This window comes from Allobosea sp. 10L422, assembly GCF_056395345.1.
Genome location: NZ_JBFTJI010000008.1, coordinates 177011 through 201300, shown reverse-complemented (window position 1 = coordinate 201300; position 24290 = coordinate 177011). Strand labels below are relative to the sequence as shown.

The following is a 24290-nucleotide window of genomic DNA, read 5'->3' as shown; positions in this document are numbered from 1 at the left end:
TCGTCAGCCGCCGATCAGCTTGGTCGCGACGGCGCCGGCGGCGACGAGCCGCTTCTGGAGGTCGGCAGCGAGCGAATCCCCGCCTGGCGTGCGCCGCGCCGTCTCCGTCGCCGCCATCAGCTGGGCCAGCGCCTTCTGCGCCAGCTCCTTGTCCTTGTTGCGCCGCGCCAGCTGAAGCATGGCTTCGGCCTGGTTGGCGAAGCTGCGTGCCCAGAGCAACGGCACCTTGTCCTGCCGTCGTTCCTGCAGGGCGGCGGCAAAGGCTGCGATCGCCTCCTCGACGACGACTGGTTCGCTGTAGCGTTCGCCCATGGCGGCGAGCACGCTGCCCATCTGATCCTGCAGCTCAGCCCAGCGCAGCGGCTCGCGGCTGCGCTCCGTCGCCATGGATACGCGGTTGAGGCCGTTGAAGGCGCGCTCCAGCAGCGAAAGATCGCTCCGGCGCCGGCCGAGCGTCGCCCGGGCGCGCGAGATCATATGCTCGGCTTCGAGCCAGCGCGGTTCGTCATCGGCGCGGTTCCAGGCGCTGAGGACGCTGGCGTAGGTGGCTATGGCTTCCTCGAGAAGCTCGTCATCCTTCTGCGCGACCCCGAGCTTGACCGCGATGCGGCCGATGCGCAGCTTGAGCGCTCGCCACAGCGGTGGATCCTCGTCGCGGCTGAGATATTCGGCGCCCGAACGGCAATGGGCGAGCGCGGTCGTAAGGAGTTTCGCCTCTCCGGTGAGCCCCGCAAGGCCCTCGAGAGCAGCAGCCAACGCGTCCTGGGCGCCGGCAAAAGCCACGGTATCCGCCAGACGGTCGAGACCTTCGAGCAAGCGGCGCAATGTTGCGACGGCCCCGTCATAGCCCTCACGCCCGCCGAAATCGTCGCTGATGCGTGCCAGAGCCTTGGCCTGTTCCAGCGCCGCCGCACGGCTGCGCTCGACATCGGCGAGGCCGATCAGGGTGGAGGCCTCGCCGTAGCGGGTTGAAGCCTCCTGATAGCTCTCGGCGGTCGTGCGCAGGAAGCTGAGCGCCGCCCGGTCCGCCCGGTTCTCGCCGATCAGCAGCCGGCGTTCGATCGGCAATGTCGAAAGGTCGGTCGATCCGCCGATGGCATGCAACTCGGCCTGCGCCAGAGCCCTGTCCGCTTCGGCAAGACGCCCGGTGGCCAGGGCGCCGGCGGCCTCACGGCGCAGGCGCTGGATCTCGCCGTCGCCGTGTTCCATCGCCAGGCGCTGGACCAGGGCCTGGAAATCCCCCGCCTTGCGATCGAGCAGGGCCTCAGTGGGAGGTGTCGAACCGGGGCGGCGCAGCCAATCCGCGATCATCGCCGCCAGCGCCACCGGCGGCAGGCCGTGGCGTCCGGCGACGCGCGCCATAAGCGGGACGATCTCGTCGGGTTGACTGATGTTTGCCTCCCGCTCCGGCTCGGCCTCAAGCATTTTCGCGCGAAGTGGATACCGGTTCGCGTGAAGAAAATGCGACAGCACAAAGAGATAGAGCATTCCGCGCGTCGAAGAACACGGAATGCTCCAAATGCTTATTTCGCGGCGATGACCGCGATCTCGACCGTGAACTGCGGCGCGGCRAGCTTGGCCTCGACGGTGGCGCGGCCCGGGGTCTGGCCGGCAACGACCCATTTGTCCCAGACGGCATTCATCTCGGCGAAGGTCGACATGTCGGAGAGCCAGATGTTGACCATCAGCAGCTTCGACTTGTCGGTGCCGGCCTCGGCCAGGAGCCCGTCGATGATGCCGAGGATGTCGGCGGTCTGCTCGCCCACGCTCTTGCCGGCGGCCTTGTCCGCAACCTGGCCGGCCAGATAGACGGTGTTGCCGTGCACGACGGCCTTGGACATGCGCGGGCCGACGCCGATACGCTGAATGGTCATAATCTGATCTCCTTGAACGGACGCTTCGCTGGTAGCCCGGCCCGGTCGGTTTCGCAAATGATATGCGCCTGACCTTAGGGAAGATGTCGTCAAATCCCCCTGCCGCGGCAGGGGGGTCAGGCGAAGCTCGCCCAGCCCGCCCAGAGCGCCGCGTAGCGCCCGGCCTTGCCGACGAGCACGAGTGCGACGAAGCGGCCAAAGGGATAGTTCAGCGTGCCGGCAGCGAAGGTCAGGGGGTCGCCGACGATCGGCAGCCAGGCCAGCAGCAGCGATGGCCAGCCGAAGCGGGCGAAGAGGCCCTGTGCCTGAGTGAAACGCTTCGGATCGGGCCGCAGGCGGACCGGCAGCCGGTCGACGCCATGGCGCGCGATCAGCCGTCCGAGCCACCAGTTGAGGATCGAGCCGGCCGTGTTCGCCAGGCTCGCGGTCAGGAACAGCGCGAGCGGGTCGACGCTCTTTGCCGCGAGAAGCCCGACGAAGACGGCCTCGGACTGGGCCGGCAGCAAGGTTGCAGCGACGAAGGCCGCGCCCGCCATGGCGGCGAGGGATGCGAGCGGTTCCATGGGGCTCTCGGAGAGGCTGCTACGGCAAGGAGCGCTCGGTGGCTTGAAATGCTTAAAGCCGCCGCAGGGCGACCTGCTGGATGCGGTGGCTCGCGCCCTTGGTCAGGATCAGGCTGGCGCGCTGACGCGTGGGCAGGATGTTCTCTTGCAGGTTCGGTAGATTGATGCCGGTCCAGAGCTTCTCAGCGATCGCGAGCGCCTCTTCCTCGCCGATCTCCGCATATTTGCGGAAGAAGGAGCGGGGATCGCGGAAGGCGGTCTGGCGCAGCGTCATGAAGCGGTTGACGTACCAGCGATGCAGGTCGTTCTCATCGGCGTCGAGATAGACCGAAAAATCGAAATAATCCGAGACGAAGGGGATGGCCGTGCCATCCTTCGGCATCCGGCTCGGCTGCAGCACGTTGAGCCCTTCGAGGATCAGGATGTCCGGCCGCTCGACCGTCACCGTCTCGCCCGGCACGACGTCGTAGACGAGGTGCGAATAGACCGGCGCAGCTACCTGCGGCTTGCCGGCCTTCACATCCGACAGGAAGCGCAGGATCGCCGCCCCGTCATAGCTCTCGGGGAAACCCTTGCGCTGCATCAGACCGCGCCGTTCGAGCTCGGCATTTGGCAAAAGGAAGCCATCGGTGGTGACGAGCTCGACCTTCGGCGTGTTCGGCCAGCGCGAGAGCAGGGCCTTCAGCACGCGTGCGGTCGTCGACTTGCCGACCGCGACCGAGCCGGCGACCCCGATGACATAGGGCACCTTGACCTCGGACTCGGCGATCAGGAAGCGCTGCGTCGCCTTGAACAGCCCCTGCGTCGCCGCGACATAGAGCGAGAGCAGGCGCGACAGCGGCAGATAGATCGCGACGATCTCGTCGAGCGAGATCGGATCGTTGATCGATTGCAGCTTGGTCAGGTCGTCGACCGAGAGCGTCAGCGGAGCATCGGCGCGCAGATGCGCCCATTCGTCGCGCGAGAACAGGCGGTAGGGCGAGACCAGTTCGCGCTCGGGCGCAGGCGTGACGAGACGCTGGTCCATGACGCGGCCCGCAATCCAGGATTCGAGATTCAACGCGGGTCCATCCTCGCGGTACTCAACGGGGCCGGGCCGCCTTTTCCGCCAGTCCGGAGCGGGCGGTGCGGGCCTCAAGCTGGCTCAAGACGTCCCGCAATGCAACATTGCGCGCCTTGAGCACCACCAAAAGATGATACAACACGTCCGCGCTCTCGGCGATCAGCTCGTCGCGATCGCCCTTCACGGCGGCGATCACGGCCTCGACCGCCTCCTCGCCGAACTTCTTGGCGGCCCGTTCCGGCCCCGCCGCAAGCAGCTTGGCGGTCCAGGATTCCTCGGGCGAGGCGCTGGCGCGCTCGGCGATGCGGGTTTCGAGATCGGAGAGCGTGAAGTTGGCCATCAGTCCAGCCTCATCCGAAGCCCGGCTTCCGCCATATGCGCCTTGGCCTGCTGGATCGTATAGGTGCCGAAATGGAAGATCGAGGCTGCCAGCACAGCCGAGGCATGGCCCCTGCTGACTCCGGCGACGAGATCGTCGAGATTCCCAACGCCGCCCGAGGCGATGACAGGGACCGAGACTGCGTCGGCAATCGCACAGGTCAACCCGAGATCGTAACCCGACTTGGTGCCGTCCCTGTCCATCGAGGTGACGAGGAGCTCGCCCGCTCCCAGCGAAACGACTTCGCGCGCAAAGGCGACGGCCTCGATGCCGGTGGCGTTGCGCCCGCCATGGGTGAAGATCTCCCAGCGGCCGGGCGAGACCTGCTTGGCGTCGATCGCGACCGTGATGCACTGGGCGCCGAACTTCTCCGCCGCTTCCTTGACGAACTGGCGGTTGGTGACGGCGGCCGTGTTGATCGAGACCTTGTCGGCGCCGGCGAGCAGCAGCGCGCGGATATCCTCGACCTTGCGCACGCCGCCGCCGACGGTGAGCGGCATGAAGCAGGCTTCCGCCGTGCGCGTCACCACGTCCAGCAGGATGCCGCGATCCTCATGGCTCGCGGTGATGTCGAGGAAGCAGAGCTCGTCGGCGCCGGCCGCGTCATAGGCCTTGGCGGCTTCGACCGGATCGCCGGCATCGACGAGGTCGAGGAACTTGACGCCCTTGACCACACGGCCTTCCTTGACGTCGAGGCAGGGGATGATGCGGGTCTTCAGGGTCATGCCGCGGCTCCCTTCGTCGCGCTCCGAAGCCGCGCCAGCGCCGCCGCCGGGTCGATCCGCCCGTCATAGAGGGCACGGCCGGTGATCGCGCCTTCGAGGATGGCGGCATCATCGGCGCAGAGGCGCTCGATATCGGCCATCGAGGCAAGTCCGCCCGAGGCGATGACCGGGATCGAGACCGCCTTCGCCAGCGCGATCGTGCCTTCCCAGTTGATGCCCTGGAGCATGCCGTCGCGGGCGATGTCAGTGTAGATGATCGCGGCTACGCCGGCATCCTCGAAGCGCCGGCCGAGATCGGCTGCCGCCAATGTCGAGGTTTCAGCCCAGCCTTCCACGGCGACGAAGCCGTCGCGCGCATCGATGCCGACCGCGACCTGTCCCGGAAACGCCTTGGCCGCCTCGCGTACGAAGCCGGGATCGCGCACCGCCGCCGTGCCGATAATGACTCTGGCGATGCCCTTATCGAGCCAGCCGGCGACCGTCTTCATGTCGCGGATGCCGCCGCCGAGCTGCACCGGAAAGGCGACACGCTTCAGGATGGCCTCGACCGCCGCCGCGTTCATCGGCTTGCCGGCAAAGGCGCCGTCGAGATCGACGACATGCAGCCACTGGAAGCCCTGGGCCTCGAAGGCGGCAGCTTGCGCGGCCGGATCGTCGTTGAAGACGGTGGCCTGGGCCATGTCGCCCTGCTTCAGCCGCACGCAGCGGCCTTCCTTCAGGTCGATCGCGGGAAAGAGGATCATGGCTTCCAGCTCAGGAAATTGGCGATGAGCTTCAGCCCCAGCTTCTGGCTCTTCTCGGGGTGGAACTGCGTGCCGGCGACATTGCCATGCGCCACCATCGCGGTAACCGGCCCGCCATGGTCGGTCAGGGCCAGCACGTCCTGCGGGCGCTCCGCCGCCAGCGCGTAGGAGTGGACGAAATAGGCGTGCAGCCCCTGCGGCCCGGTCTCGATGCCATCGAGCAGCTTGTGCTCATCCTGCTTGTGCAGGACGTTCCAGCCCATATGCGGGATCTTGAGGCTGTCGTCGTCCGGCTCGATCAGCGTGACGTCGCCGGGGATCCAGCCGAGCCCCTGGGTGACGGTGTATTCCAGCCCGCGCGACGCCAGCAATTGCATGCCGACGCAGATGCCGAGGAAGGGGCGGCCCTTGGCGCGCACGACCTCTTCCAGCGCCTCGACCATGCCCGGCACGGCATCGAGCCCGCGCCGGCAATCGGCGAAGGCGCCGACGCCCGGCAGCACGATACGGTCGGCCGCGCGCACGATGCCGGTGTCGCTGGTGACGTGGATGGTCGAGGCGATGCCGCTTTCCTGCGCCGCCCGCTCGAAGGCCTTGGCGGCGGAGTGCAGATTGCCCGAGCCGTAATCGATGATGGCGACGCTCTGACTCATCGCCCGCGGGCCTCCGGGAACAGGCCGATGATCGGCAGCGGTCCGCTCGGGCGGACCATCGGGGCAGGAGCGGCAGGCTCTGCACGCGGCGGCGCGGCCTTGCCGGCCAGGCCCCGCTCGAAATAGCGGCGCTCGGCCTCGGGCAGGCTGCGGGCCTCGACCACGTCGGCGACGCGCCAGCCCTTGCGGAGCAGCTTTCGGACGACGAGGTCGTTGCCCTCGACGCCGAGGAACAGCGCGCTCGACCAATAGATCAGCGACAGCGCGCTCGGATGCAGGCCGAAGCGGCTGCGCAGATAGATGAGCCCGGCCACGGCCAGCGCGAACAGCAGGGTCATCAGCCACAGCCTCTTGCCGAGGAGCCAGAGGCCGGTGAGTAGGAAGGCGCCCCAGGAGAAGCTCTCGGGAATGAGGCGCGCCTGCTCGATTTCCTCGCCGCGGCCGCCTGCGGCCGGCGGCGGTGTCAGGACGGTGTAGAATGCCATGGCCGCCTCCTAGAGCATTTTCGAGCGAAGTGGCTACAGGTTCGCGTGAAGAAAATGCGTAGACGAAGAATCAGAGAGCGCCCTTGGTCGAGGGGATGCGGTCGCCCTCGCGCGCATCGACTTCCAGTGCCTGGCGAAGCGCGCGTGCCAGCCCCTTGAAGCAGCTTTCCGCGATATGGTGGGCGTTGTCGCCGTAGAGCGTCTCGACATGCAGCGTGATGCCGGCGTTGATGGCGAAGGCCTGGAAGAATTCGCGCACCAGCTCCGTATCGAAACTGCCGATCTTCTGCGCCTTGAACTCCGTGCGGAACACCAGGAACGGCCGGCCGGAGACGTCGATCGCAACGCGCGTCAGCGTTTCGTCCATCGGCAGGTGGACATCGGCATAGCGGCGGATGCCCTTCTTGGTGCCGAGAGCTTGCTTCAAAGCCTCGCCCATGGCGATGCCGGCATCCTCGACCGAATGGTGGTCGTCGATATGGGTGTCGCCTTTCACCGCGACCTTGAGATCGATCAGAGAATGGCGGGCGAAGAGGTCGAGCATATGGTCGAAGAAGCCGACGCCGGTGGCGATCTCGGCCTTGCCGGTGCCGTCGATCAGAAGCGAGACCGCGATATCGGTCTCGTTGGTGCGGCGCATCACTTCGCCCGAACGCATGCTGGCCTCTCAAGCCTTGGCGGGAACCGGCTCCGCTTTAGCAGGGGCGGGCGGAGATGGCCACTGGCCGCTCCAACAGCCGTCATGCTCGGGCTTGGCCCGAGCATCTCACGTCAGGAGAGGTTCCGAAACCTTATCCTGCTCGCGATTCTCGGGTCGTTGCTTCGCTACGCCCGAGAATGACGGCCAGAGTCAAACCCTCGCCAGCGCCTGCTCCAGATCGGCGATCAGGTCGTCGGCGTGCTCGAGCCCGATCGAAAGGCGGATCATGCCGTCGGTGACGCCCATATCGGCACGGACCTCCGGCGTGAAACGCTGGTGCGTGGTCGTCGCCGGATGGACGATGAGGCTCTTGGCGTCGCCGAGATTGTTGGAGATGCGGATCAGCTTGCAGGCGTTGAGCAGGCGGTAGGCGGCGTCCTTGCCGCCCGGCACCTCGAAGGCGATCAGCGTCGAGGGGCCGCTCATCTGGCGGGCGATGATCTCGGCCTGGGGGTGGCTCTTGTGGCCGCAGAAGATGACCTTGGACGGCTTGGCATGAGCGGCGAGCCAATCCGCGACCTTGGTGGCGTTCTCAGCCTGCTGGCGCACGCGCAGCGGCAGCGTCTCCAGCGCCTTGAGCATCACCCAGGCGTTGAAGGGGGAAATCGCCGGGCCGGTCTGGCGCAGGAAGGTCTGGATATCGCCTTCGATCAGCTCCTTCGAGCCGACGACGAGGCCGCCGAGGCAGCGGCCCTGCCCGTCGATATGCTTGGTCGCCGAGTAGACGACGAGATCGGCGCCGAGCTCGAGCGGGCGCTGGAAGAGCGGGGTCGCGAAGACGTTGTCGACGACGAGCCGGGCGCCGGCTGCCTTGGCGATCTTCGCGACGGCCGCGATGTCGATCACCTCGAGCGTCGGGTTCGACGGCGTTTCGAGGAAGAAGGTTTTGGTGTTCGGCCGGACCGCCTTGCGCCAGGCCTCGATATCGGTGCCGTCGACCAGCGTCGACTCGACGCCGTAGCGCGGCAGATGGTCCTCGACGATGTAGCGACAGGAGCCGAACAGCGCCCGGGCCGCCACGACATGGTCGCCTGCACGCAAGGGCGCCATCACGGCCGCGGTGACGGCAGCCATGCCGGTCGCCGTGGCGCGGCAGGCCTCGGCGCCTTCGAAGGCGGCCATGCGGCCTTCGAGCATCGACACCGTCGGGTTGGAGAAGCGGGCGTACTGGAAACCCGGATCCTTGTTCAGGAAGCGGGCCTCGCATTGCTCGGCGCTGTCGTAGACATGGCCCTGCGTCAGGAACAGCGCCTCGGAGGTCTCGCCGAACTGCGAGCGCATGGTGCCGGCGTGGACGAGGCGGGTTTCAGGATGCAGCTTGGCTGCGGCGTTGTCCGATGCCGACATGGGGAACCTCAGTCCGTTCTTTATAACGGACAACGCCACTAGCACTTCCCCTTCTGTTCGTAAAGAAGAACAGAATTTCCTTTTTTGAAAACCGCTCTCGCGACAAACCTTCTGCGGCTTCAGGTGCAGCGTTCGGTTGGGCGCCCGAGCGGCTTCAGGAAGCCGGTGAGGTCGGCCGTGACATGATGGACATGTCCAGCCTCGACTGCGACCTGTTCCCAGGTCTCGCGGAAGGGATCAGGCGTCTTCGGCACGATCAGCACGGTCTTCATGCCGAGCGCGCTCGGCACGACCAGGTTCTTCTCGATATCCTCGAACATCGCCGCCCGGCCCGGATCGACGGAATGCTTGGCGAGGAAGGTCTCATAGGTCGAACGCTCGGGCTTGGGCGTGAAGCCGGCCTGCACGATGTCGAAGATATCCTCGAAGTGATGGAGGATGCCGAGCTTGCTGGCGACGTTCTCGGCGTGCCCGCGCGAACCGTTGGTCAGGATCAGCTTGCGGCCGGGCAGGGCCGCGATCGCCTCGCCGAGATCGGGATTCGGGTCGAGCAGGGTCAGGTCGATCTGGTGGGCAAAGTCGAGGAAATCGCCGGGATCGACGCCGTGCTCTTCCATCAGCCCCTTCAGCGTCGTGCCATAGTGCTGGTAGTAATATTTCTGCAGCGCGCGCGAAGAGAGCCCATCAAGCCCGAACAGCTCTGCGAGGAACAGGGTGATGCGCTCGTCGACCTGCGGCCAGACCTTGGCCTCATGCGAGTAGAGGGTGTTGTCGAGATCGAAGATCCAGTGATCGACATGCGCGAAGCCCTCTGTCGGAAAGGGCGGTGCCGCGGCAGGTATGTCAGCGAGTATTTTCATAGGACTCCGTGATGTGGCGATCCGGAGTCTGCGCCGCAAGTCCTTGGCCAAGGCTTAATCGCCATAGCGCTTCCCACCGTCATGGTCGAGCTTGACCCGACCATCTCCGAAACCAGTGCTTTCTGGCCACGCGATTTCCCAGGTCGGCGCTTTGCGCCGCCCGAGAATGACGGGCGAAATCAGCGCCGGATGATCGTGCCGGCGCCGGTGTCGGTGAACAGCTCGATCAGCGCCGCATGCGGCACCTTGCCGTCGAGGATGACGACGGCCTCGACGCCCTTCTCCAGGGCGTAGATGCAGGTCTCGATCTTCGGGATCATGCCGCCCGAGATCGTGCCGTCGGCGATCAGGCGGCGGCATTCCTCGACTGTGAGTTCCGGAATCAGCTGCTTGTCCTTGTTGAGCACGCCCGGCACGTCGGTCAGCAGCAGCAGGCGCTTGGCATTCAGCGCGCCCGCAATGGCGCCGGCGAAGGTGTCGGCGTTGACGTTGTAGGTCTGGCCGTCGGCTGCGGCGCAGACCGGCGCCAGCACCGGGATGAGCTCGGCCTTAAGCACAGCGTCGAGCACCGTGGTGTTGACAGCCTCGGGTTCGCCGACGAAGCCGAGATCGAGAACCTCCTCGATCTTGGAATCGGGGTCGACGATCGTGCGGGTCACCTTGCGCGCGGTGACCATGTTGCCGTCCTTGCCGCAGAGCCCGATGGCGCGGCCGCCCTCGCGGGTGATGTAGCCGACGATCTCCTTGTTGACCGAGCCGGCGAGAACCATTTCGACGACCTCGACGGTCGCTTCGTCGGTGACGCGCAGGCCCTGCTTGAACTCGGACTGGATGCCGAGCTTCTTCAGCATCGCCGCGATCTGCGGGCCGCCGCCATGGCAGACCACCGGCTTCAGGCCGGACTGCTCGAGCAGCACGATATCCTCGGCGAAGTCCTCGGCGGTGGCGGCATCGCCCATGGCGTTGCCGCCATACTTGATGACGATGATTTCCTGGTCGTAGCGCTGCATGTGAGGCAGCGCCTGGACGAGCAGCTCGGCGGATTGCGACGGCGTCAGAAGGGGATGGTCGGTCATTCGGGCAGGCTCCGCGCGGCCGCAGGAAGGGTCCGGGCGCGCTTCTACCCGAACTTGCGCGGCGGCGGAAGGACGTCCGGCGCCGGTCAGGCGCGCCCGGTCGTCAACTCCGCCTGGCTGTCACGGCCGCGACGGCGAGGCCGAGCCAGCCGCCGAGCATGAACCAGCCGCCGATCGGCGCCGCGCGCGGGAACAGCGCCTCGTTGGCGAAGCCGCGGCGGGCCAGATCGGCCGCGAACAGCACCGCACCGAAGATGATGGCCGAGAGCGCGAAACGGGCCAGCGCATCCTGCAGATGCCCGCCCTTGCGGGCGGCGGTGGCGCCAATGACGACGGAAGCGTGGAACAGCAGCATCTGCCCGGCAGTCTGGACATTGGCCGTGCCCGTTACGTGGGCGGCAGCCGCTAGCAGCGCGACGCCCGCCAGGCCCATCAGGGCGGCGAAGGTGAGATGGGTCTTTGTCGCGTTCATGCGATTATCACAACCGCTCGGCGAGAACCCGGCCGATCGCGGCGCGCAATTCGGGAATGCCCACTCCCTTTTCGCTGGAGGTCAGCAGCACCTCGGGGAAGGCCGCCGGCCGGCGCTTGATCTCGTCATAGGTCGCCTCGCACATGAACTGCTGGTCGCCCGGCTTCAACGCATCGCCCTTGGTGAGCACCACCTGATAGGACACGGCGGCCTTGTCGAGCGTCTCCAGCACGGCGCCGTCGACATCCTTGATGCCATGGCGCGCGTCGATCAGCACGTAGACGCGCATAAGGTTCGAGCGGCCGCGCAGATAATCGTGGATCAGCCTGGTCCAGGCCGCGACCTTCTCCTTGCCGACGGCGGCATAGCCATAGCCGGGCATGTCGACGATGGTCAGCCGCTCGTCATGGTCGACCTGGCGGAAGAAGTTGAGCTGCTGCGTCCGGCCCGGCGTATGCGACGTCCGTGCCAGGGCGTTGCGCCGCGTCAGCGCGTTGATCAGGCTGGACTTGCCGACATTGGAGCGGCCGGCGAAGGCAATCTCCTGCCCGACCATCGGCGGCAGATCGTCGATCTTGGTCGAGGCCCAGACGAAATCCCACGGCCCCTCGAAGAGTTTGCGGGCGGCTTCGATCTCTTCGGCGTCATAGGGCTTGGTCGTGGAGGTGGTCATGGCTTCCGCTCTTTCGAAATCAGAAGCCCTCATCCTGAGGAGCCGCGCAAGCAGCGTCCCGAAGGATGCTCCCGCGCGTACCGGAACATCCTTCGAGACGCAGCCTGAGGGCTGCTCCTCAGGATGAGGGCTGAGGATGGCTCGCTCTTACACGGCTGCGCGCAGCGCGTCGATGTCGGCGCCCTGGATCGCGTCGATATGGCGCGCGATCCTGTCCGCCTCCCAGTCCCACCAGCGGGTCGCCAGCAGTTCCGCCACGATCTCGGGCGCAAAGCGCATCTTCACGACCCGGCCAGGATTGCCGGCGACGACCGCATAGGGCGGCACGTCCTTCGTGACCTGCGCCCGCGTGCCGATGATCGCGCCGTCGCCGATCCTGACGCCGGGCATGATCACCGCCTCGCGCCCGATCCAGACATCGTTTCCGATGACCATATCGCCGCGATTGTTCGGGCCGGGGCGCTTGAGCGCCTCGGGATCGCCGAGGCCGAACATCTGGAAGGGGAAGGTCGAGAAGCCGCCGATCGGATGATTGGCGCCGTTCATGATGAACTGCGCCGCCTGCGCGATGGCGACGAATTTTCCGATGATCAGCCGGTCGCCGATGAAGTCGAAATGATAGCGCACGCAGCGGGCGACGAAATGCTCGGGCCCGCGCGAGTCGTCGTAATAGCTGTAGTCGCCGACCTCGATCAGCGGATGATCGACGACCGCCTTCAGGAAGGCGGTGCCCTTCCAGCCGGGGATGGGATGGCGCGTCTGCGGATCGGGAAGCGGCATCGCGGGAAGGCCTTGGCCTGAAAAGGCGAAGGGCGGGAAGACCCGCCCTTCGATCACTCACTTCTTGTTGGTGTTGGCCGGCTTTGGCGGCGCCGGTGCGGCGGGCGCTGCAGCCGGCTTCTTGCCGAACATGCCCTTGATGTTGTCGAACAATTCGATCTTCACCCCGTTCTTGCGCATGATGAAGCCCTGCTGGGTCACCGAGAGCAGGTTGTTCCAGCTCCAGTAGATCACCAGGCCAGCCGGGAACGAGCCGAGCAGGAAGGTGAAGAACACCGGCATCCAGGTGAACATCATCTTCTGCACCGGGTCCGGCGGCTCCGGGTTCATCTTCATCTGGATGAACATCGTGATGCCCATGATGATCGGCCAGATGCCGAGATGCAGATAGCTCGTCATGGCCGCGGGCAGGAAGAAGAAGATGTTCGTCGGATCGGGCGCGGCGAGATCGTGGATCCAGCCAAAGAACGGCGCGTGCCGCATCTCGATGGTGATGAACAGGATCTTGTAGAGCGCGAAGAACACCGGGATCTGCAGCAGCACCGGCCAGCAGCCGGCCACCGGGTTGATCTTCTGCGTCTTGTAAAGCTCCATCAGCGCTTGCTGCTGCTTCATCTTGTCGTCGGCGTAGCGCTCGCGGATCGCCGTCATTTCCGGCTGCAGCGCCTTCATCTTCGCCATCGAGGCGTAGGACTTGTTGGCGAGCGGGAAGAACAGCGCCTTGAGCAGCACCGTGACGATCAGGATCGCGACGCCGAAATTGCCGACATGCTTGTAGATCCAGTCGAGCAGCAGGAACATCGGCTTGGTAATGAAATAGAACCAGCCCCAGTCGATCAGCAGGTCGAAGCGCGTGATCTGAAGATCGCGCTCATAGCCATTGATCGCCGCGACTTCCTTTGCACCGGCGAAAAGCTTCGACTGCGACGCAGCACTCGCGCCCGGCGCCACCGCCACGGCTTCGCCGAGGAAGTCGGCCTGGTAGGTGCGCTCCGAACCGGTCTGGACCGAAGAAAAACGGCCTTCGAACTTGCGCTTCTGGTCGGGGATGACGGTCGCCGCCCAATATTTGTCGGTGATACCGACCCAGCCGCCGACAGCATCCTTCCAGTTCCGGCCGACGGTTCCGGGCGACAGCGCCGGCTCTTTATCGAGCTTATCGTAGGTCCATTCCTGCAGGCCGTGGTCGCCAACATAGCCGACGAGGCCTTCGTGGAGAACGTAATAGCCCAGCGTGTGCGGTCGGCCCTGACGGACGACCTGGCCGTACGGGAAGAGCGTGACCGCGGTGGCGCCCTTGTTCTCGACCTCGTCTTGGATCGTGAACATAGCGTTGTTGTCGACGCTGATAATGCGCTTGAAAATCAGGCCCTGGCCGTTGTCCCAGCTCAGCGTGACCGGCGTGGTCTGCGTCAGGGTCTGGTTATCCGCAGTCCAAACGGTTTTTGCGTTGGGCACCGCTACCGAGCTGCCGGGCGCTGCGACCCAACCGAAATCCGAATAATAGGCGTTGGGGCCGCCGGCGGGCGAAAGCAGGACGATGATCGGGCTGTTGGGATCTACCGTCTCGCGGAATGCCTTGAGCGAGACGTCGTCCACGCGAGCGCCAGTGAGCGAGATCGAGCCAGCGATCCGGGGCGTGTCGATCTTGACGCGCGGGCTGGCGGCCAGTGCCTGCTCGCGCGTGCCGACGGCCTGCGTCGCGGGAGCGCCGGGCGCGGCGGAGCCGCCGGGCTGGCCCGGCGTGGCGGGCGTCGGGGTCGAGCCGGAAGCTGCGGGCGCCTGCTGGCTCTGGGCCTGCTGGTTCTGCCGCGCGGCCTCCTGCTGCTTCTCCATCTGCGGCTTGGCATAGAAGAATTGCCAGCCGAGCAGGATGACTACGGACATGACGATCGCGAGAAGCAGATTGCGGTTGTCTTCTTTCATCATGATCGGAAACGAATCTCGCTTGGTCCGGCAGGGGGCGGCGTGTCTGGTCAGCCTCGCGGCGCCACATCGCGCTTCATGCGCGAGCGGTGCCGGTCAGCATGCGGCTTTTGAGGCTTCGCCCGGTCGATGGCAATGGACAGATCGGCCACGAGTGCGTGAAAATCTGCCTTCAGCACTTCGGAGCGGGCAACGACCACGATGTCGCAGGGCTTCGCGGTCTGGTCACGCAGCGCCTTGGCGGCGGCTGCGCGCAGGCGGCGGCGGATGCGGTTGCGCTTCACGGCATTGCCGGTCTTGCGCGAGGCGGTGAGCCCGAGCCTGAGCCCGTCCCGCTCTTCCTCGGGCATGCAGTCGCGCACCTGTGCCATGAAGGCAGGCGAACGAAAACGGCGGCCGTGGTCGGCCGCCGCCAGGAATTCTTTGCGTTGCGTCAGACGGGCGAGGCGCATGGCGGTTGGCCAGTCTTCCGGAACGGGCGCGCTATGGTCACGCGCCAGTGCTTGTCAGGCCGACAGGCGCTTGCGGCCGTGCGCGCGGCGAGCAGCGATGACCTTGCGGCCACCCTTGGTCGCCATGCGGGCGCGATAGCCGTGGCGGCGCTTGCGAACCAGCTTGCTGGGTTGATAGGTTCTCTTCACGGTCCGTCTCCGGGGCCTTTATGAGCACGACGGCCGCGGCTTTCCGGGGAAAGCATGGCCAACCGAGCCTGTCATGCGATAAGGGTCGGCGCGGCCTTTCGGCTGCGCAGGTGGCGGGCTTATGACGGATGGACGACACCGAGTCAATGCCGAATGATCCGCGAAGCCGCCATCGGCGGGGAAGCTCTGCGCAGCATTCAGCGCGGCCGGCGCTTCGTGCCCTGGCGGACGTTGAAGGCCAGAACCAGGATGGAGCCGCCCGTCAGAGCCGCGGCCACGCCGGCCGGGCTGGCGTGCAGGCCGAAAGCGAGGCAGGCGCATAGCCCGACCAGTACAAGGATGGCGAGGGCGAGCCGTTCGTCATCGATGAACAGAGCGGCAATTTCGCGCAGGATCATGCCGATCGTCTTCATGCTGCAGTCTCCATGGAGTTCCGGCGAAAGGTTGCGGCGAGGGTGAGTCCGCTCGCCAGCAGGAGTGCCGCCAGCGCCGGGATTGCGAAGTCGCCGCCGGGCCAATCGACGCCCAGCCCTTCGCCCGTCCAGTAGATGCCGAAGGCCGATATCATCACGCCGACGGCGAATTTCAGGGTGTTCTCGGGAACGCTGGCGAGTGGCTTGCGCAGGACGAGGCCGAGCGCCAGCACGAGCGCGCAGGCTGCGAGCGCCCCGAGGCTGGCGGGCCAGAGCAGGCCCCGGCCGGCGCCGACGGCGAGCACGATGAAGACGACCTCGATGCCTTCGAGCATCACGGCTTTGAAGGCGGTGAGCCCCGCTATCCAGTCGTGATGACCTGCCGTTCCGGCATCGCCGGCCTGCAAGGCCCCGGTTTCCTTGATGAAGGCTGCCTCCTCGTCATGGAGAGCGATGAAGCCCGCGGCCCGGAGGATGGCTTTTCGGAGCCAGCGCAGGCCGAACATCAGGAGCAGAATGCCGATGGTAAGCTGCAGGGCTTGCAGTGGCACCCGTGTCAGGGCCGAGCCGAGCAGCAGCACCAGCAATGCGAGCACGGCCAGCGCGCAGCCCGTGCCGATGAGCGCCGGCCGCCAGCCGCGGACGGTCCCGACTGCGAGGACGATGGTGAAGGCTTCGACGACCTCGACCAGCGAGGCGAGGAAGGCGGCGGAAAGCGCTGGAGCGGCCATGGTCCACGTCATGAGCGACCTCTTGTGAATGGTCTCGCCGGTAGGTGACAATGGCGGCTTCTGCTGTCACTGCCGCTTCGGTCTTGAATGGCTGGGGTAAAATGCTATTTGTAACAGTGGTAACATTCAAGAGGTTCCATGGCGTCGCTAGAGTGGTTGTTGCTGACCTACAAGGTTCCGGCCGAACCGGCGCGCAAGCGGGTCTCCATCTGGCGCAAGCTCAAGGGGATGGGCGCGGTCTATCTGCAGGGCGGCGTCTGCCTGCTGCCGAAGACCGACGACCATCTGCGGCGTCTCAAGATGCTCGAGAACGAGATCGCCGAGGCGGAGGGCGAGGCGCTGCTGCTGGCGACGGTCGGCCTCGACCAGAAACAGCAGGAGAAGGTCGTCGCGCGCTTCAATGCCGATCGCGACGACGAGTACAAGGAATTCATCGAGAAGTGTCTCGCCTTCGAGGCCGAGATCGACGAGGAAACGCGGGTCTCGCATTTCACCTTTGCCGAGCTCGAGGAGAACGAGCAGGAGCTGATGAAATTCCGCAACTGGATCGAAAAGATCCGCAAGCTGGATTTCTACGGCGCGCCCCGCGCCGGCGAGGCGGCCGAGCGCCTGCAGCGTTCGGAAGCGATCCTCGACGCCTATGCGCATAATGTTTTCGCGGCGCAGGAGGAGAATCGCGCTCCCGAGGCGCCGAAGCGACCGTGACCGCGCTGGTGGATCTGGTGCCGGCAGGCTTGCGCTTCGCGCTGACATCCCCGATATAGCGCCCGGGAGGTTGGCGAGGGACGTCTCACTCGCCAACCGGGTCAGGTCCGGAAGGAAGCAGCCCTAACGAGACCGAACGGGTCTTCGTCCAGCCTCCCACCTCATGCGCCGCGTGAAAGCGCCGTGCACCCGCGCCAAGCCTGGGCCGAGGTCAAACGGCGCGGCGCGCAAGTTGCCATAGCGCCATTGACCCTCGCCTCCCGATTGGCGAAACCAGTTTTCATGACCGACCAGATCGACGCCGCCTCTGCTGACGAACCGGGTTTCGCCGGTTTCGATCCGGCGCCTGCGCCGCAGGCGGCGTCCGGTGCGGCGCCCGCGCCCTATCGCGTGCTGGCTCGCAAGTACCGGCCGGCGCATTTCGGCGATCTGATCGGCCAGGAAGCGATGGTGCGCACGCTCACCAACGCCTTCGCCGCCGGCCGCATTCCGCAGGCCTGGATGCTGACCGGCGTGCGCGGCGTCGGCAAGACGACCACCGCCCGCATCCTGGCGCGTGCGCTCAACTTCCAAAAGCCCGACGGACAGGGCGGCCCGACCACCGATCTGCGCGAATTCGGCGTGCATTGCCGCGAGATCATCGAGGGCCGCCATATCGACGTGATGGAGATCGACGCTGCTTCGAACAACAGCGTCGACAACATCCGCCAGATCAACGACGCCGTGCGCTATGCCCCGGTCTCGGCGCGCTACAAGGTCTATATCGTCGACGAGGTGCACATGCTCTCGACCGGCGCCTTCAACGCATTCCTGAAGACGCTGGAAGAGCCGCCGCCGCACGCGAAGTTCATCTTCGCGACCACCGAGATTCGCAAGGTGCCGATCACGGTGCTGTCGCGCTGCCAGCGCTTCGATCTGCGCCGAGTCGAGGCCGATGTGCTGGTCGATCACCTCGCCGGCATCTGCAAGGCCGAGGGCGTCGATGCCGAGCAGGAGGCGCTCGCCGCCGTAGCCCGCGCAGCCGAGGGCTCGGTGCGCGATTCGCTCTCGATCCTCGACCAGGCGATCGCCCATGCGGCCGGGCGGATCACGCTCGACGACATCCGTTCCATGCTCGGCCTCGCCGACCGGGCGCGCGTCATCGACCTCTTCGAATCAGTGATGAAGGGCGACATCGCCGCGGCGCTGGGCGAGTTGCGGGCGCAGTACGATGCCGGCGCCGATCCGGCGGTGGTGCTCAACGACCTCGCCGAGTTCACGCATCTCGTGACCCGCCTCAAGCTCGTGCCCGAGGCGGTGAAGGACAACAGCCTCGCCCAAGCCGAACGCGTGCGCGGCGGCGATTTCGCCCAGCGCCTCTCGATCCGCGTGCTCGCCCGCACCTGGCAGATGCTGCTCAAGGGCATCAGCGAGGTGAAGCAGGCCGACCGCCCGGTGATGGCTGCCGAGATGGTGCTCGTGCGCCTCGCCCATGCCGCCGACCTGCCGACGCCTGACGAGGCGTTGAAGCTGCTGCGCGACGGTATGGGGTCGATCCCAGCCGGAAACGGCAATGGTGGCGGCGCGCCGCGCCCGCCTTCCGGCGGCGGCAACACCGCGCTCGCCGCCCGGCCGATCCTCGCCAGCGCCAATCCGGCCCCTGTGCCGGTAGCGCGCATTGCCGCCGCCCCCGCCGCGATCGTCGCCTCGATCGAGGATGTCGTCGCGTTGGCGTCGCAGAACCGCGACATCACGCTGAAGATCGCCCTGGAGCGCGATATCCGGCCGGTGCGTTTCGAGCCCGGCCGCATCGAGTTCTCGCTTGCCGAGGGCGCCTCGCGTACCCTCGCGCAGGATCTCTCGCGCCGCCTCAAGGAGTGGACGAACCAGACCTGGATGGTCGCCGTCGTCAACGAGGAGGGCGGCGCGACCCTGCGCGAACAGGCGGTGGCGGCCAAGGACCGGCGCGAGAGCGACGCTGCGGCTCATCCCTCGGTCAAGGCCGTGCTGGAGCGCTTTCCCGGTGCGCGCATCGTCGACGTCCGTGATCCGCGCGCCATCGCCGCGGCCGAGAATGCAGCCTCGGCGCCGGCCGAGGACGAGTACCTGCCTGATGCCGAGCCGCTTTTCGATGATTCCGAGCCGGATTTCGACGGCATCGATTTCTGAGTTTTTTAAGGAGGATTTCCCATGCGCGACATGATGGGTCTGATGAAGCAGGCTCAGCAGATGCAGCAGAAGATGGCCGACATGCAGGCCGAGCTCGACGCCATCGAGGTCGAGGGCACGGCGGGCGGCGGCATGGTCACGGTCACGATGACGGCGAAGGGCGCGCTCAAGGGCGTGAAGATCGACCCGAGCCTGATGGTGCCGGACGAGCGCGAGATCCTCGAGGACCTGATCGTCGCCGCCGCGAACGATGCCCGGACCCGTGGCGAGCGCGTCATGCAGGAGCGCATGGCCGAGATCACCAAGGGCCTGCCGATCCCGCCGGGCATGAAGCTGTTCTGAGACAGGCCGCCATGCCCGGGCTTGACCCGGGCATCTCGTGCAGAAGGGCTCCCGTCCTGAGATGGTCGGGTCAAGCCCGACCATGACGTATCCATCGACGAGTCATCATGTCCCGCGCCATTGCCGGTCCCGAGATCGAAAGGCTGATCCAGCTCCTGGCCAAGCTGCCGGGGCTCGGGCCGCGCTCGGCCCGGCGCGCGGCGCTGCATCTGGTCAAGAAGCGCGAGCAATTGCTCGGGCCGCTCTCCGAGGCGATGGCGGTGGCGCGCGAGCGCATCGTCGTCTGCTCGCGCTGCGGCAATGTCGACACCAGCGACCCCTGCGGACTCTGCTCCGATCCGCGCCGTGACGACGGGCTGATCGTCGTCGTCGCCGATATCTCGGACCTCTGGGCGCTGGAGCGCTCCGGCGCGGTCTCTGGCCGCTATCACGTGCTCGGCGGCGTGCTCTCGGCGCTCGATGGCGTCAGGCCCGAGCATCTCTCGCTCGATGCCCTGGTGGCGCGCGCTTCCGATCCGGCGGTGAAGGAGATCATCCTCGCGCTCAGCGCCACGGTCGACGGCCAGACCACGGCGCATTTCATCACCGACCTGCTCGCGCATCTGCCGGTCAAGGTGACGAAGCTCGCCCATGGCGTTCCGGTCGGCGGCGAGCTCGACTATCTCGACGACGGCACGCTGGCCGCCGCGATACGCCAGCGCACGGGGTTTTGAGACGTCGCGCGTCATTCTCGGGCACAGCGACGCGCAGACCCGAGAATCGCTGGCCGGACGAGGCGCGCGAGCGTTTTTGTCACGGGATGCTCGGGTCAAGCCCGAGCATGACGGCCAAGCGGAAGCGTCCTCAGAACTTGTAGGCGATGCTGGCGCGGGCGCTGTGCGCCGTGAATTCCTGATCGCCTGTCAGGCCCGGAAAGGCGCCGGAGCTCGCGAAACGGTTCCGCCCGAAATCGGTGTAGCGGTACTCGGCGCCCAGGATCAGGTTGTCGGTGAAGGCGAAGTTGACGCCGGCGCCGAGGTTCCAGCCGGTGCGTGCGCTGGTCAGCCTTTCGCCGAAGCCGGCCGGATCGAAAACGCGCCGCTCATATTCGGTAAAGGAGGCGCCGCCTGCGGCATAGATCATCATGCGGTCGAAGGCATAGCCGATGCGGATGCGCGCCGCGCCCTGCCAGTCCTGCGAGACGCGGCCGTTGACGCCGATGCCGGCGAAGCGGCTGCGGCTGTTGACGGCTTCGATATCGCCCTCGAGGCCGAGCACCACGCTGCCGAACTGATAGTTGAAGCCGGCATGGGCGCCGCCGAAGGCGGAATCGTCGTCGATGCGGAAGCTCATCGGCGCGAAGGGGCCGATCGGCGCGCCGATCCGCACGCGGTTGCTGCCCCAGGAGTAGCCGCCCTGGAGACCGGCATAGACACCGGTCCAGGAATAGAGCGCCGGCAGTTCAGGCGCGGGCGGCAGGGCGACGCCGCGCAGATCGGCCGCGGCGGACGCGCCGGACAGCAGCGCCACGCATCCTGCCAGGGCATATCTCAGCTTCGACATCGGGCTTTCCGAGGACATGTGATGCGCCCGAATGGTCGAACGCGCCCGGACATAACGAAGCATTAAGGTTAACAATCGGCTAAATTGGTGCCGGGGGAGGAAAGCGCGGGAACGATTGCGGCCGAGCGCGGTTCACCGCAAGCTGCGGCGAGGCAGGGCGGAGCGCGAAATCCGAGATGGCATTCCTGAAGCGGATCACCGGTGCGGCCGGCATCGGCGTCGCGCTCGGCTATCTGTCCGGGGTACTTGCCAATCGCCGCGGCCGGCGCCGGCAAGAGGAGGCTCGCGGACGGCAAGCGCGTACGCCGCTTCAGATGACGTGGCTTGGCTGGAAGGACGTGCTGCTGCGCTTCGTCGGCAATGTCGCCGACAACCGGCTGACCTCCCTTGCCGGCGCGGTCGCCTTCTTCACCCTGCTCTCGCTGGTCCCGGCGCTGTCGCTGCTGGTGACGATCTACCGCTATTTCACCGATCCGGCGACCATCGCCGGGCAGCTCGACGCGGTGACGACCATGTTCCCGCAGGCCGCGCGGGAGCTCATCCACGAGCAGGCGATGCGGCTCTCGACCCAGTCGGGAGTCAGCCTGTCCCTGACCTTCTACATCAGCCTCCTCGTCGCGGCCTGGTCCGCCAACGCGGCGGTGAAGGCGATCTTCGACGCGCTCAACATCATCTATCGCGAACAGGAGAAGCGGAGCTTCCTCAAGCTCAACGCGATCTCGCTGTTAACCACGGTGAGCGGCGTCGTGCTGCTGGTCGCGGCGCTGGTCGCAATCGCCAGCTTGCCGGTCGTGACCGCGCTATTTCCCTTCCATTTCGAGCTGGAACGGCTGATCCGGCTGGTGCGCTGGCCCGCCTTCTTCGTCATGGCAACGCTCTCGATAGCGGTTCTCTACTGGATCGGCCCGAGCCGCCAGCGCATGCGCTTCGTCTGGGTCATGCCCGGCGCCATCGCTGTGGCCCTTCTATGGGGCGCGGCCTCCTATGCCTTCTCCTGGTATGTCAGCACGCTCGGCAACTACACCGCCGCTTATGGCTCGCTCGCGACCGTCGTGGTGTTCATGACCTGGCTCTGGCTCTCGGCGACCATCGTGCTCGCGGGGGCCGAGCTGAACGCGGAGCTGGAACACCAGACCGCGCACGACACCACGACGGGCAAGCCGAAGCCTCTCGGCCAGCGCGGCGCCACTCTCGCCGACCGGGTCGGCCCGGCGAAGGCGGAGTGATGCTCGATCCCGAAACCACACGCCAGGACGATCTGCGCAGTGGGACCGGTCCCTGGCGGGCCGGCATCGACCGGCCGGCCGGGCAGCCGCTTGAAGCCGATACGCGTTGCGACGTGGCCATCGTGGGCGCGGGTATCACCGGCGCGCTCTTGGCCGAGCATCTGACGGCGATGGGGCTCGACACCGTCTTGATCGATCGCGAGCGCGAAGGGTTCGGCAGCACGGCGGCCTCGACGGCCATGCTGCAATGGGAGATCGATCTGCCGCTGCGCGAACTGGCGGCGCTTTATGGTTTCGACCGGGCGGCCGAGATCTATCGGCTCAGCGCCGGAGCGGTTGCCGGGCTTAGCCGGCTTGTCGGCGAGCTCGAGCTTTCCTGCAGTTTCTCGCCGCGCCACACGATCTATCTGGCCGCCGGGGAGATTGGGCCGCGCGAGTTGCGCGATGAGGCCGAATTGCGCGGCCGCGCGGGATTGCAGGGCGAATTCGTCGAGCACGCAGCCCTGCTCGGCAGCTTCGGCTTCGACCGCAAAGCGGCGATCGTCTCCCCCGGCTCTGCCGAGGCCGACCCCGTGAGCCTCTGTCACGGCCTGATCGCGGTCGCCGCCCGGCGCGGCGCGCGCCTGATTCGCGACGAGGCGATCGGTTTCGATGGAGCCGCCCGTGGCGCGGCCGTCGGCCTGTCAGGGGGCCATGTCGTCGAAGCCGGGCATGTCGTGCTCGCAACCGGCTATGTCATGCCGGAGATCGTGCGCGACGACCTGCACCGCGTCGCGTCGAGCTGGGCGATCGCCACTGCCCCGCAGCCGCCTGGCGTTTTTTGGCCGGGTCCGGCTCTCGTCTGGGAAGCTTCCGAGGATTATTGCTACTGCCGGACCACGGCCGGCGGCCGCATCGTCTTCGGCGGCGAGGACGAGGATTTCGCGGACCCGGAGCGGCGCGAGGCGCTGGGAATACTGAAGACGCAAGCCCTGCTGCACCGGCTTCAGGCATTGATCCCCCAGGCGCGCCTCGATGTCGACCATGCGTGGTCCGGTGCTTTCGGCCAGACGGAGGACGGCTTGCCGCTGATCGGGCGCGTGCCGGGTCATCCGCGTCTCCTCGCCGCCTACGGCTATGGCGGCAATGGCATCACCTTCAGTTTCCTCGCGTCCCGCCTGATCGGCTCGCTCGTCCGTGGCCGGGAGGAAGGCTGGTTCGGGCATTTCGCGATCGACCGCTCGCGGCCTGGGTGAACGATCGCATTGCAGCGTTGCAATCTCGCCTTTGCCGGCGAAGGTGGCGACAAGCGGGGTGGGAAGCGCCATGTTTGATGACGGCGGCCAGTACGGCTGCCGTGAAAGGATCCCGCCATGTCCGCGACCGCAGAGAAGACCGCGCCTCTCGCCATTCTGGAGGCGCATGACGCTCCCTATCATGTCGGGGCTGTCACCTTGCGCGTGCGCGATCTCCCCAAGCTGGTTGCCTATTATCGCGATGCGATCGGGCTGCGGCTGAGCCGGCAAGACCGTGACAGCGCGGAGCTCGGCATCGGCGGGCAGGTGCTGGTCCGGCTTCAGGCCGGGGCGGCGCAGCCGAGTTCGGCGGCCGGCCTTTTCCATCTCGCCATCCTGCTGCCGTCGCGGCGCGATCTCGCCAACTGGCTGAAGCACGCCGCCGAGACGCGCATCCCGCTCGAAGGCGCCTCCGATCACCTCGTCAGCGAGGCACTCTACCTTTCGGACCCCGAGGGCAACGGCATCGAGATCTACCGCGACCGCAAACGGGCGGAATGGCCGCGCCGTCCCGATGGCGGCATTGCCATGGCGACCGAGCGGCTCGACCTGGACAAGCTGCTCGCCGAGGCCGAGAGCGCCCCCTATGCGGGCATGCCCGAAGGCACCGGCATGGGCCATATTCATCTGCGCGTCGGCGACACGGTGGCGGCCGAGGCCTTCTATCGCGACCTGCTCGGCTTCGATCTGATGGTCCATTATCCCGGCGCGAGCTTCCTCGCCAGCGGCGGTTACCACCACCATATCGCCGGCAATATCTGGGGCAGCCGCGGCGCCGGGCCGCGCCGGCCCGGGGAGGCCGGGCTCGATCGCTTCGAGGTCGTGGCGCGGGGCGAGGTAGATTTCGCGGCGATGCGCGAGCGCATCCTTGCCGGCGGCGGCAGCGAGGCCGAAGGGGCGCCGACGATTGCCGACCCCTGGGGCAACAGGCTGGTCCTGGCCCGCTGAG

The 24290-nt window shown here is 66.6% G+C and carries 29 protein-coding genes and 1 other RNA gene; 8 read left to right on the top strand and 22 right to left on the bottom strand.

Translation table 11 applies throughout. The annotated features are described in order from the left end of the window. Positions 1-3: 3 nt before the first annotated feature. The 21 genes from AC1DEZ_RS17470 to AC1DEZ_RS17370 all read right to left on the bottom strand — a co-directional run bounded on the left by AC1DEZ_RS17470 (position 4) and on the right by AC1DEZ_RS17370 (position 16116). The gene (locus AC1DEZ_RS17470) at positions 4-1362 is read right to left on the bottom strand and encodes a coiled-coil domain-containing protein (RefSeq protein ID WP_476780167.1); all 1359 of its coding nucleotides are present in this window, start codon (positions 1360-1362) and stop codon (positions 4-6) included. Between the two features lie 161 nt (positions 1363-1523). Further along, positions 1524-1874, bottom strand: coding sequence for a RidA family protein (locus AC1DEZ_RS17465; protein WP_441510033.1), 351 nt, complete (start codon positions 1872-1874; stop codon positions 1524-1526). Positions 1875-1990: 116 nt separating this feature from the next. Continuing rightward, the gene (locus tag AC1DEZ_RS17460; RefSeq protein ID WP_476780166.1) at positions 1991-2437 is read right to left on the bottom strand and encodes a YqaA family protein; all 447 of its coding nucleotides are present in this window, start codon (positions 2435-2437) and stop codon (positions 1991-1993) included. Positions 2438-2489: 52 nt separating this feature from the next. After that, a complete protein-coding gene (gene coaA / locus AC1DEZ_RS17455; RefSeq protein ID WP_476780211.1) occupies positions 2490-3464 on the bottom strand; it encodes a type I pantothenate kinase in 975 nt (324 codons plus the stop codon). Between the two features lie 55 nt (positions 3465-3519). Further along, entirely contained in the window at positions 3520-3840 is a 321-nt protein-coding gene (locus AC1DEZ_RS17450) for a phosphoribosyl-ATP diphosphatase (protein WP_476780165.1), read from the bottom strand. Then, positions 3840-4604: an imidazole glycerol phosphate synthase subunit HisF gene (gene hisF / locus AC1DEZ_RS17445; RefSeq protein ID WP_441510030.1), complete on the bottom strand. Its 765-nt coding sequence runs from the start codon at positions 4602-4604 to the stop codon at positions 3840-3842. Before hisF ends, AC1DEZ_RS17450 begins: the two co-directional genes overlap by 1 nt. Then, entirely contained in the window at positions 4601-5356 is a 756-nt protein-coding gene (hisA, locus tag AC1DEZ_RS17440; protein WP_476780210.1) for a 1-(5-phosphoribosyl)-5-[(5-phosphoribosylamino)methylideneamino]imidazole-4-carboxamide isomerase, read from the bottom strand. The genes hisF and hisA overlap by 4 nt, the downstream gene beginning before the upstream one ends. Continuing rightward, complete coding sequence (gene hisH / locus AC1DEZ_RS17435) at positions 5344-6000, bottom strand: imidazole glycerol phosphate synthase subunit HisH (RefSeq protein WP_476780164.1); 657 nt, start codon at positions 5998-6000, stop codon at positions 5344-5346. The genes hisA and hisH overlap by 13 nt, the downstream gene beginning before the upstream one ends. Further along, positions 5997-6485, bottom strand: a complete 489-nt coding sequence (locus tag AC1DEZ_RS17430; protein ID WP_476780163.1) for a DUF2628 domain-containing protein — start codon at positions 6483-6485, stop codon at positions 5997-5999. Before AC1DEZ_RS17430 ends, hisH begins: the two co-directional genes overlap by 4 nt. A gap of 70 nt (positions 6486-6555) precedes the next feature. Next, positions 6556-7143: an imidazoleglycerol-phosphate dehydratase HisB gene (hisB, locus tag AC1DEZ_RS17425; protein ID WP_476780162.1), complete on the bottom strand. Its 588-nt coding sequence runs from the start codon at positions 7141-7143 to the stop codon at positions 6556-6558. Between the two features lie 192 nt (positions 7144-7335). Then, positions 7336-8532 carry an O-succinylhomoserine sulfhydrylase gene (locus tag AC1DEZ_RS17420; protein ID WP_476780161.1) on the bottom strand — a complete coding sequence of 399 codons (1197 nt, stop codon included), beginning with the start codon at positions 8530-8532 and terminating at the stop codon, positions 7336-7338. A 119-nt stretch (positions 8533-8651) separates the two neighbouring features. Next, positions 8652-9392: a pyrimidine 5'-nucleotidase gene (locus tag AC1DEZ_RS17415; RefSeq protein ID WP_476780160.1), complete on the bottom strand. Its 741-nt coding sequence runs from the start codon at positions 9390-9392 to the stop codon at positions 8652-8654. A gap of 179 nt (positions 9393-9571) precedes the next feature. Beyond that, on the bottom strand, positions 9572-10468 hold the full coding sequence (argB, locus tag AC1DEZ_RS17410) for an acetylglutamate kinase (protein ID WP_476780159.1): 897 nt from the start codon (positions 10466-10468) through the stop codon (positions 9572-9574). 103 nt (positions 10469-10571) lie between these two features. After that, positions 10572-10940, bottom strand: coding sequence for a DUF423 domain-containing protein (locus AC1DEZ_RS17405; protein ID WP_476780158.1), 369 nt, complete (start codon positions 10938-10940; stop codon positions 10572-10574). A 7-nt stretch (positions 10941-10947) separates the two neighbouring features. Continuing rightward, entirely contained in the window at positions 10948-11613 is a 666-nt protein-coding gene (gene yihA, locus AC1DEZ_RS17400) for a ribosome biogenesis GTP-binding protein YihA/YsxC (RefSeq protein WP_476780157.1), read from the bottom strand. A 147-nt stretch (positions 11614-11760) separates the two neighbouring features. Then, on the bottom strand, positions 11761-12393 hold the full coding sequence (locus tag AC1DEZ_RS17395; RefSeq protein WP_441510122.1) for a CatB-related O-acetyltransferase: 633 nt from the start codon (positions 12391-12393) through the stop codon (positions 11761-11763). Between the two features lie 57 nt (positions 12394-12450). Continuing rightward, on the bottom strand, positions 12451-14319 hold the full coding sequence (yidC, locus tag AC1DEZ_RS17390) for a membrane protein insertase YidC (protein ID WP_476780209.1): 1869 nt from the start codon (positions 14317-14319) through the stop codon (positions 12451-12453). Between the two features lie 50 nt (positions 14320-14369). Next, on the bottom strand, positions 14370-14771 hold the full coding sequence (gene rnpA, locus AC1DEZ_RS17385) for a ribonuclease P protein component (RefSeq protein WP_476780156.1): 402 nt from the start codon (positions 14769-14771) through the stop codon (positions 14370-14372). Positions 14772-14825: 54 nt separating this feature from the next. Further along, positions 14826-14960 (bottom strand): 50S ribosomal protein L34, encoded by a 135-nt coding sequence (gene rpmH, locus AC1DEZ_RS17380; protein ID WP_038364779.1) that lies wholly within the window; start codon positions 14958-14960, stop codon positions 14826-14828. 197 nt (positions 14961-15157) lie between these two features. Further along, positions 15158-15373 carry a hypothetical protein gene (locus AC1DEZ_RS17375; protein WP_476780155.1) on the bottom strand — a complete coding sequence of 72 codons (216 nt, stop codon included), beginning with the start codon at positions 15371-15373 and terminating at the stop codon, positions 15158-15160. Then, positions 15370-16116, bottom strand: coding sequence for a COG4280 domain-containing protein (locus tag AC1DEZ_RS17370; protein WP_476780154.1), 747 nt, complete (start codon positions 16114-16116; stop codon positions 15370-15372). The genes AC1DEZ_RS17375 and AC1DEZ_RS17370 overlap by 4 nt, the downstream gene beginning before the upstream one ends. Before the next feature lie 126 nt (positions 16117-16242). On the opposite strand from AC1DEZ_RS17370, the gene AC1DEZ_RS17365 reads away from it, so the two are divergent. The 5 genes from AC1DEZ_RS17365 (at position 16243) to recR (ending at position 20012) form a co-directional block, all read left to right on the top strand. Beyond that, positions 16243-16809: a Chromate resistance protein ChrB gene (locus AC1DEZ_RS17365; RefSeq protein ID WP_441510018.1), complete on the top strand. Its 567-nt coding sequence runs from the start codon at positions 16243-16245 to the stop codon at positions 16807-16809. Positions 16810-16873: 64 nt separating this feature from the next. Next, positions 16874-16970, top strand: an RNA gene (gene ffs / locus AC1DEZ_RS17360) — signal recognition particle sRNA small type. Between the two features lie 121 nt (positions 16971-17091). Next, complete coding sequence (locus AC1DEZ_RS17355; protein WP_476780153.1) at positions 17092-18957, top strand: DNA polymerase III subunit gamma/tau; 1866 nt, start codon at positions 17092-17094, stop codon at positions 18955-18957. Between the two features lie 21 nt (positions 18958-18978). Continuing rightward, positions 18979-19299 carry a YbaB/EbfC family nucleoid-associated protein gene (locus tag AC1DEZ_RS17350; protein WP_441471122.1) on the top strand — a complete coding sequence of 107 codons (321 nt, stop codon included), beginning with the start codon at positions 18979-18981 and terminating at the stop codon, positions 19297-19299. Positions 19300-19406: 107 nt separating this feature from the next. Next, a complete protein-coding gene (gene recR, locus AC1DEZ_RS17345; protein WP_441510016.1) occupies positions 19407-20012 on the top strand; it encodes a recombination mediator RecR in 606 nt (201 codons plus the stop codon). A 130-nt stretch (positions 20013-20142) separates the two neighbouring features. On the opposite strand, the gene AC1DEZ_RS17340 is transcribed toward recR, so the two are convergent. Then, entirely contained in the window at positions 20143-20841 is a 699-nt protein-coding gene (locus AC1DEZ_RS17340) for an outer membrane protein (RefSeq protein WP_476780152.1), read from the bottom strand. Between the two features lie 176 nt (positions 20842-21017). Here AC1DEZ_RS17340 and AC1DEZ_RS17335 point away from each other — a divergent pair, with 176 nt between their 5' ends. The 3 genes from AC1DEZ_RS17335 (at position 21018) to AC1DEZ_RS17325 (ending at position 24289) form a co-directional block, all read left to right on the top strand. Next, a complete protein-coding gene (locus AC1DEZ_RS17335; protein WP_441510014.1) occupies positions 21018-22067 on the top strand; it encodes a YihY/virulence factor BrkB family protein in 1050 nt (349 codons plus the stop codon). After that, entirely contained in the window at positions 22067-23302 is a 1236-nt protein-coding gene (locus AC1DEZ_RS17330) for an NAD(P)/FAD-dependent oxidoreductase (RefSeq protein WP_476780151.1), read from the top strand. The genes AC1DEZ_RS17335 and AC1DEZ_RS17330 overlap by 1 nt, the downstream gene beginning before the upstream one ends. A 117-nt stretch (positions 23303-23419) precedes the next feature. Continuing rightward, positions 23420-24289, top strand: a complete 870-nt coding sequence (locus AC1DEZ_RS17325) for a VOC family protein (RefSeq protein WP_441510012.1) — start codon at positions 23420-23422, stop codon at positions 24287-24289. Position 24290: the final 1 nt, after the last annotated feature.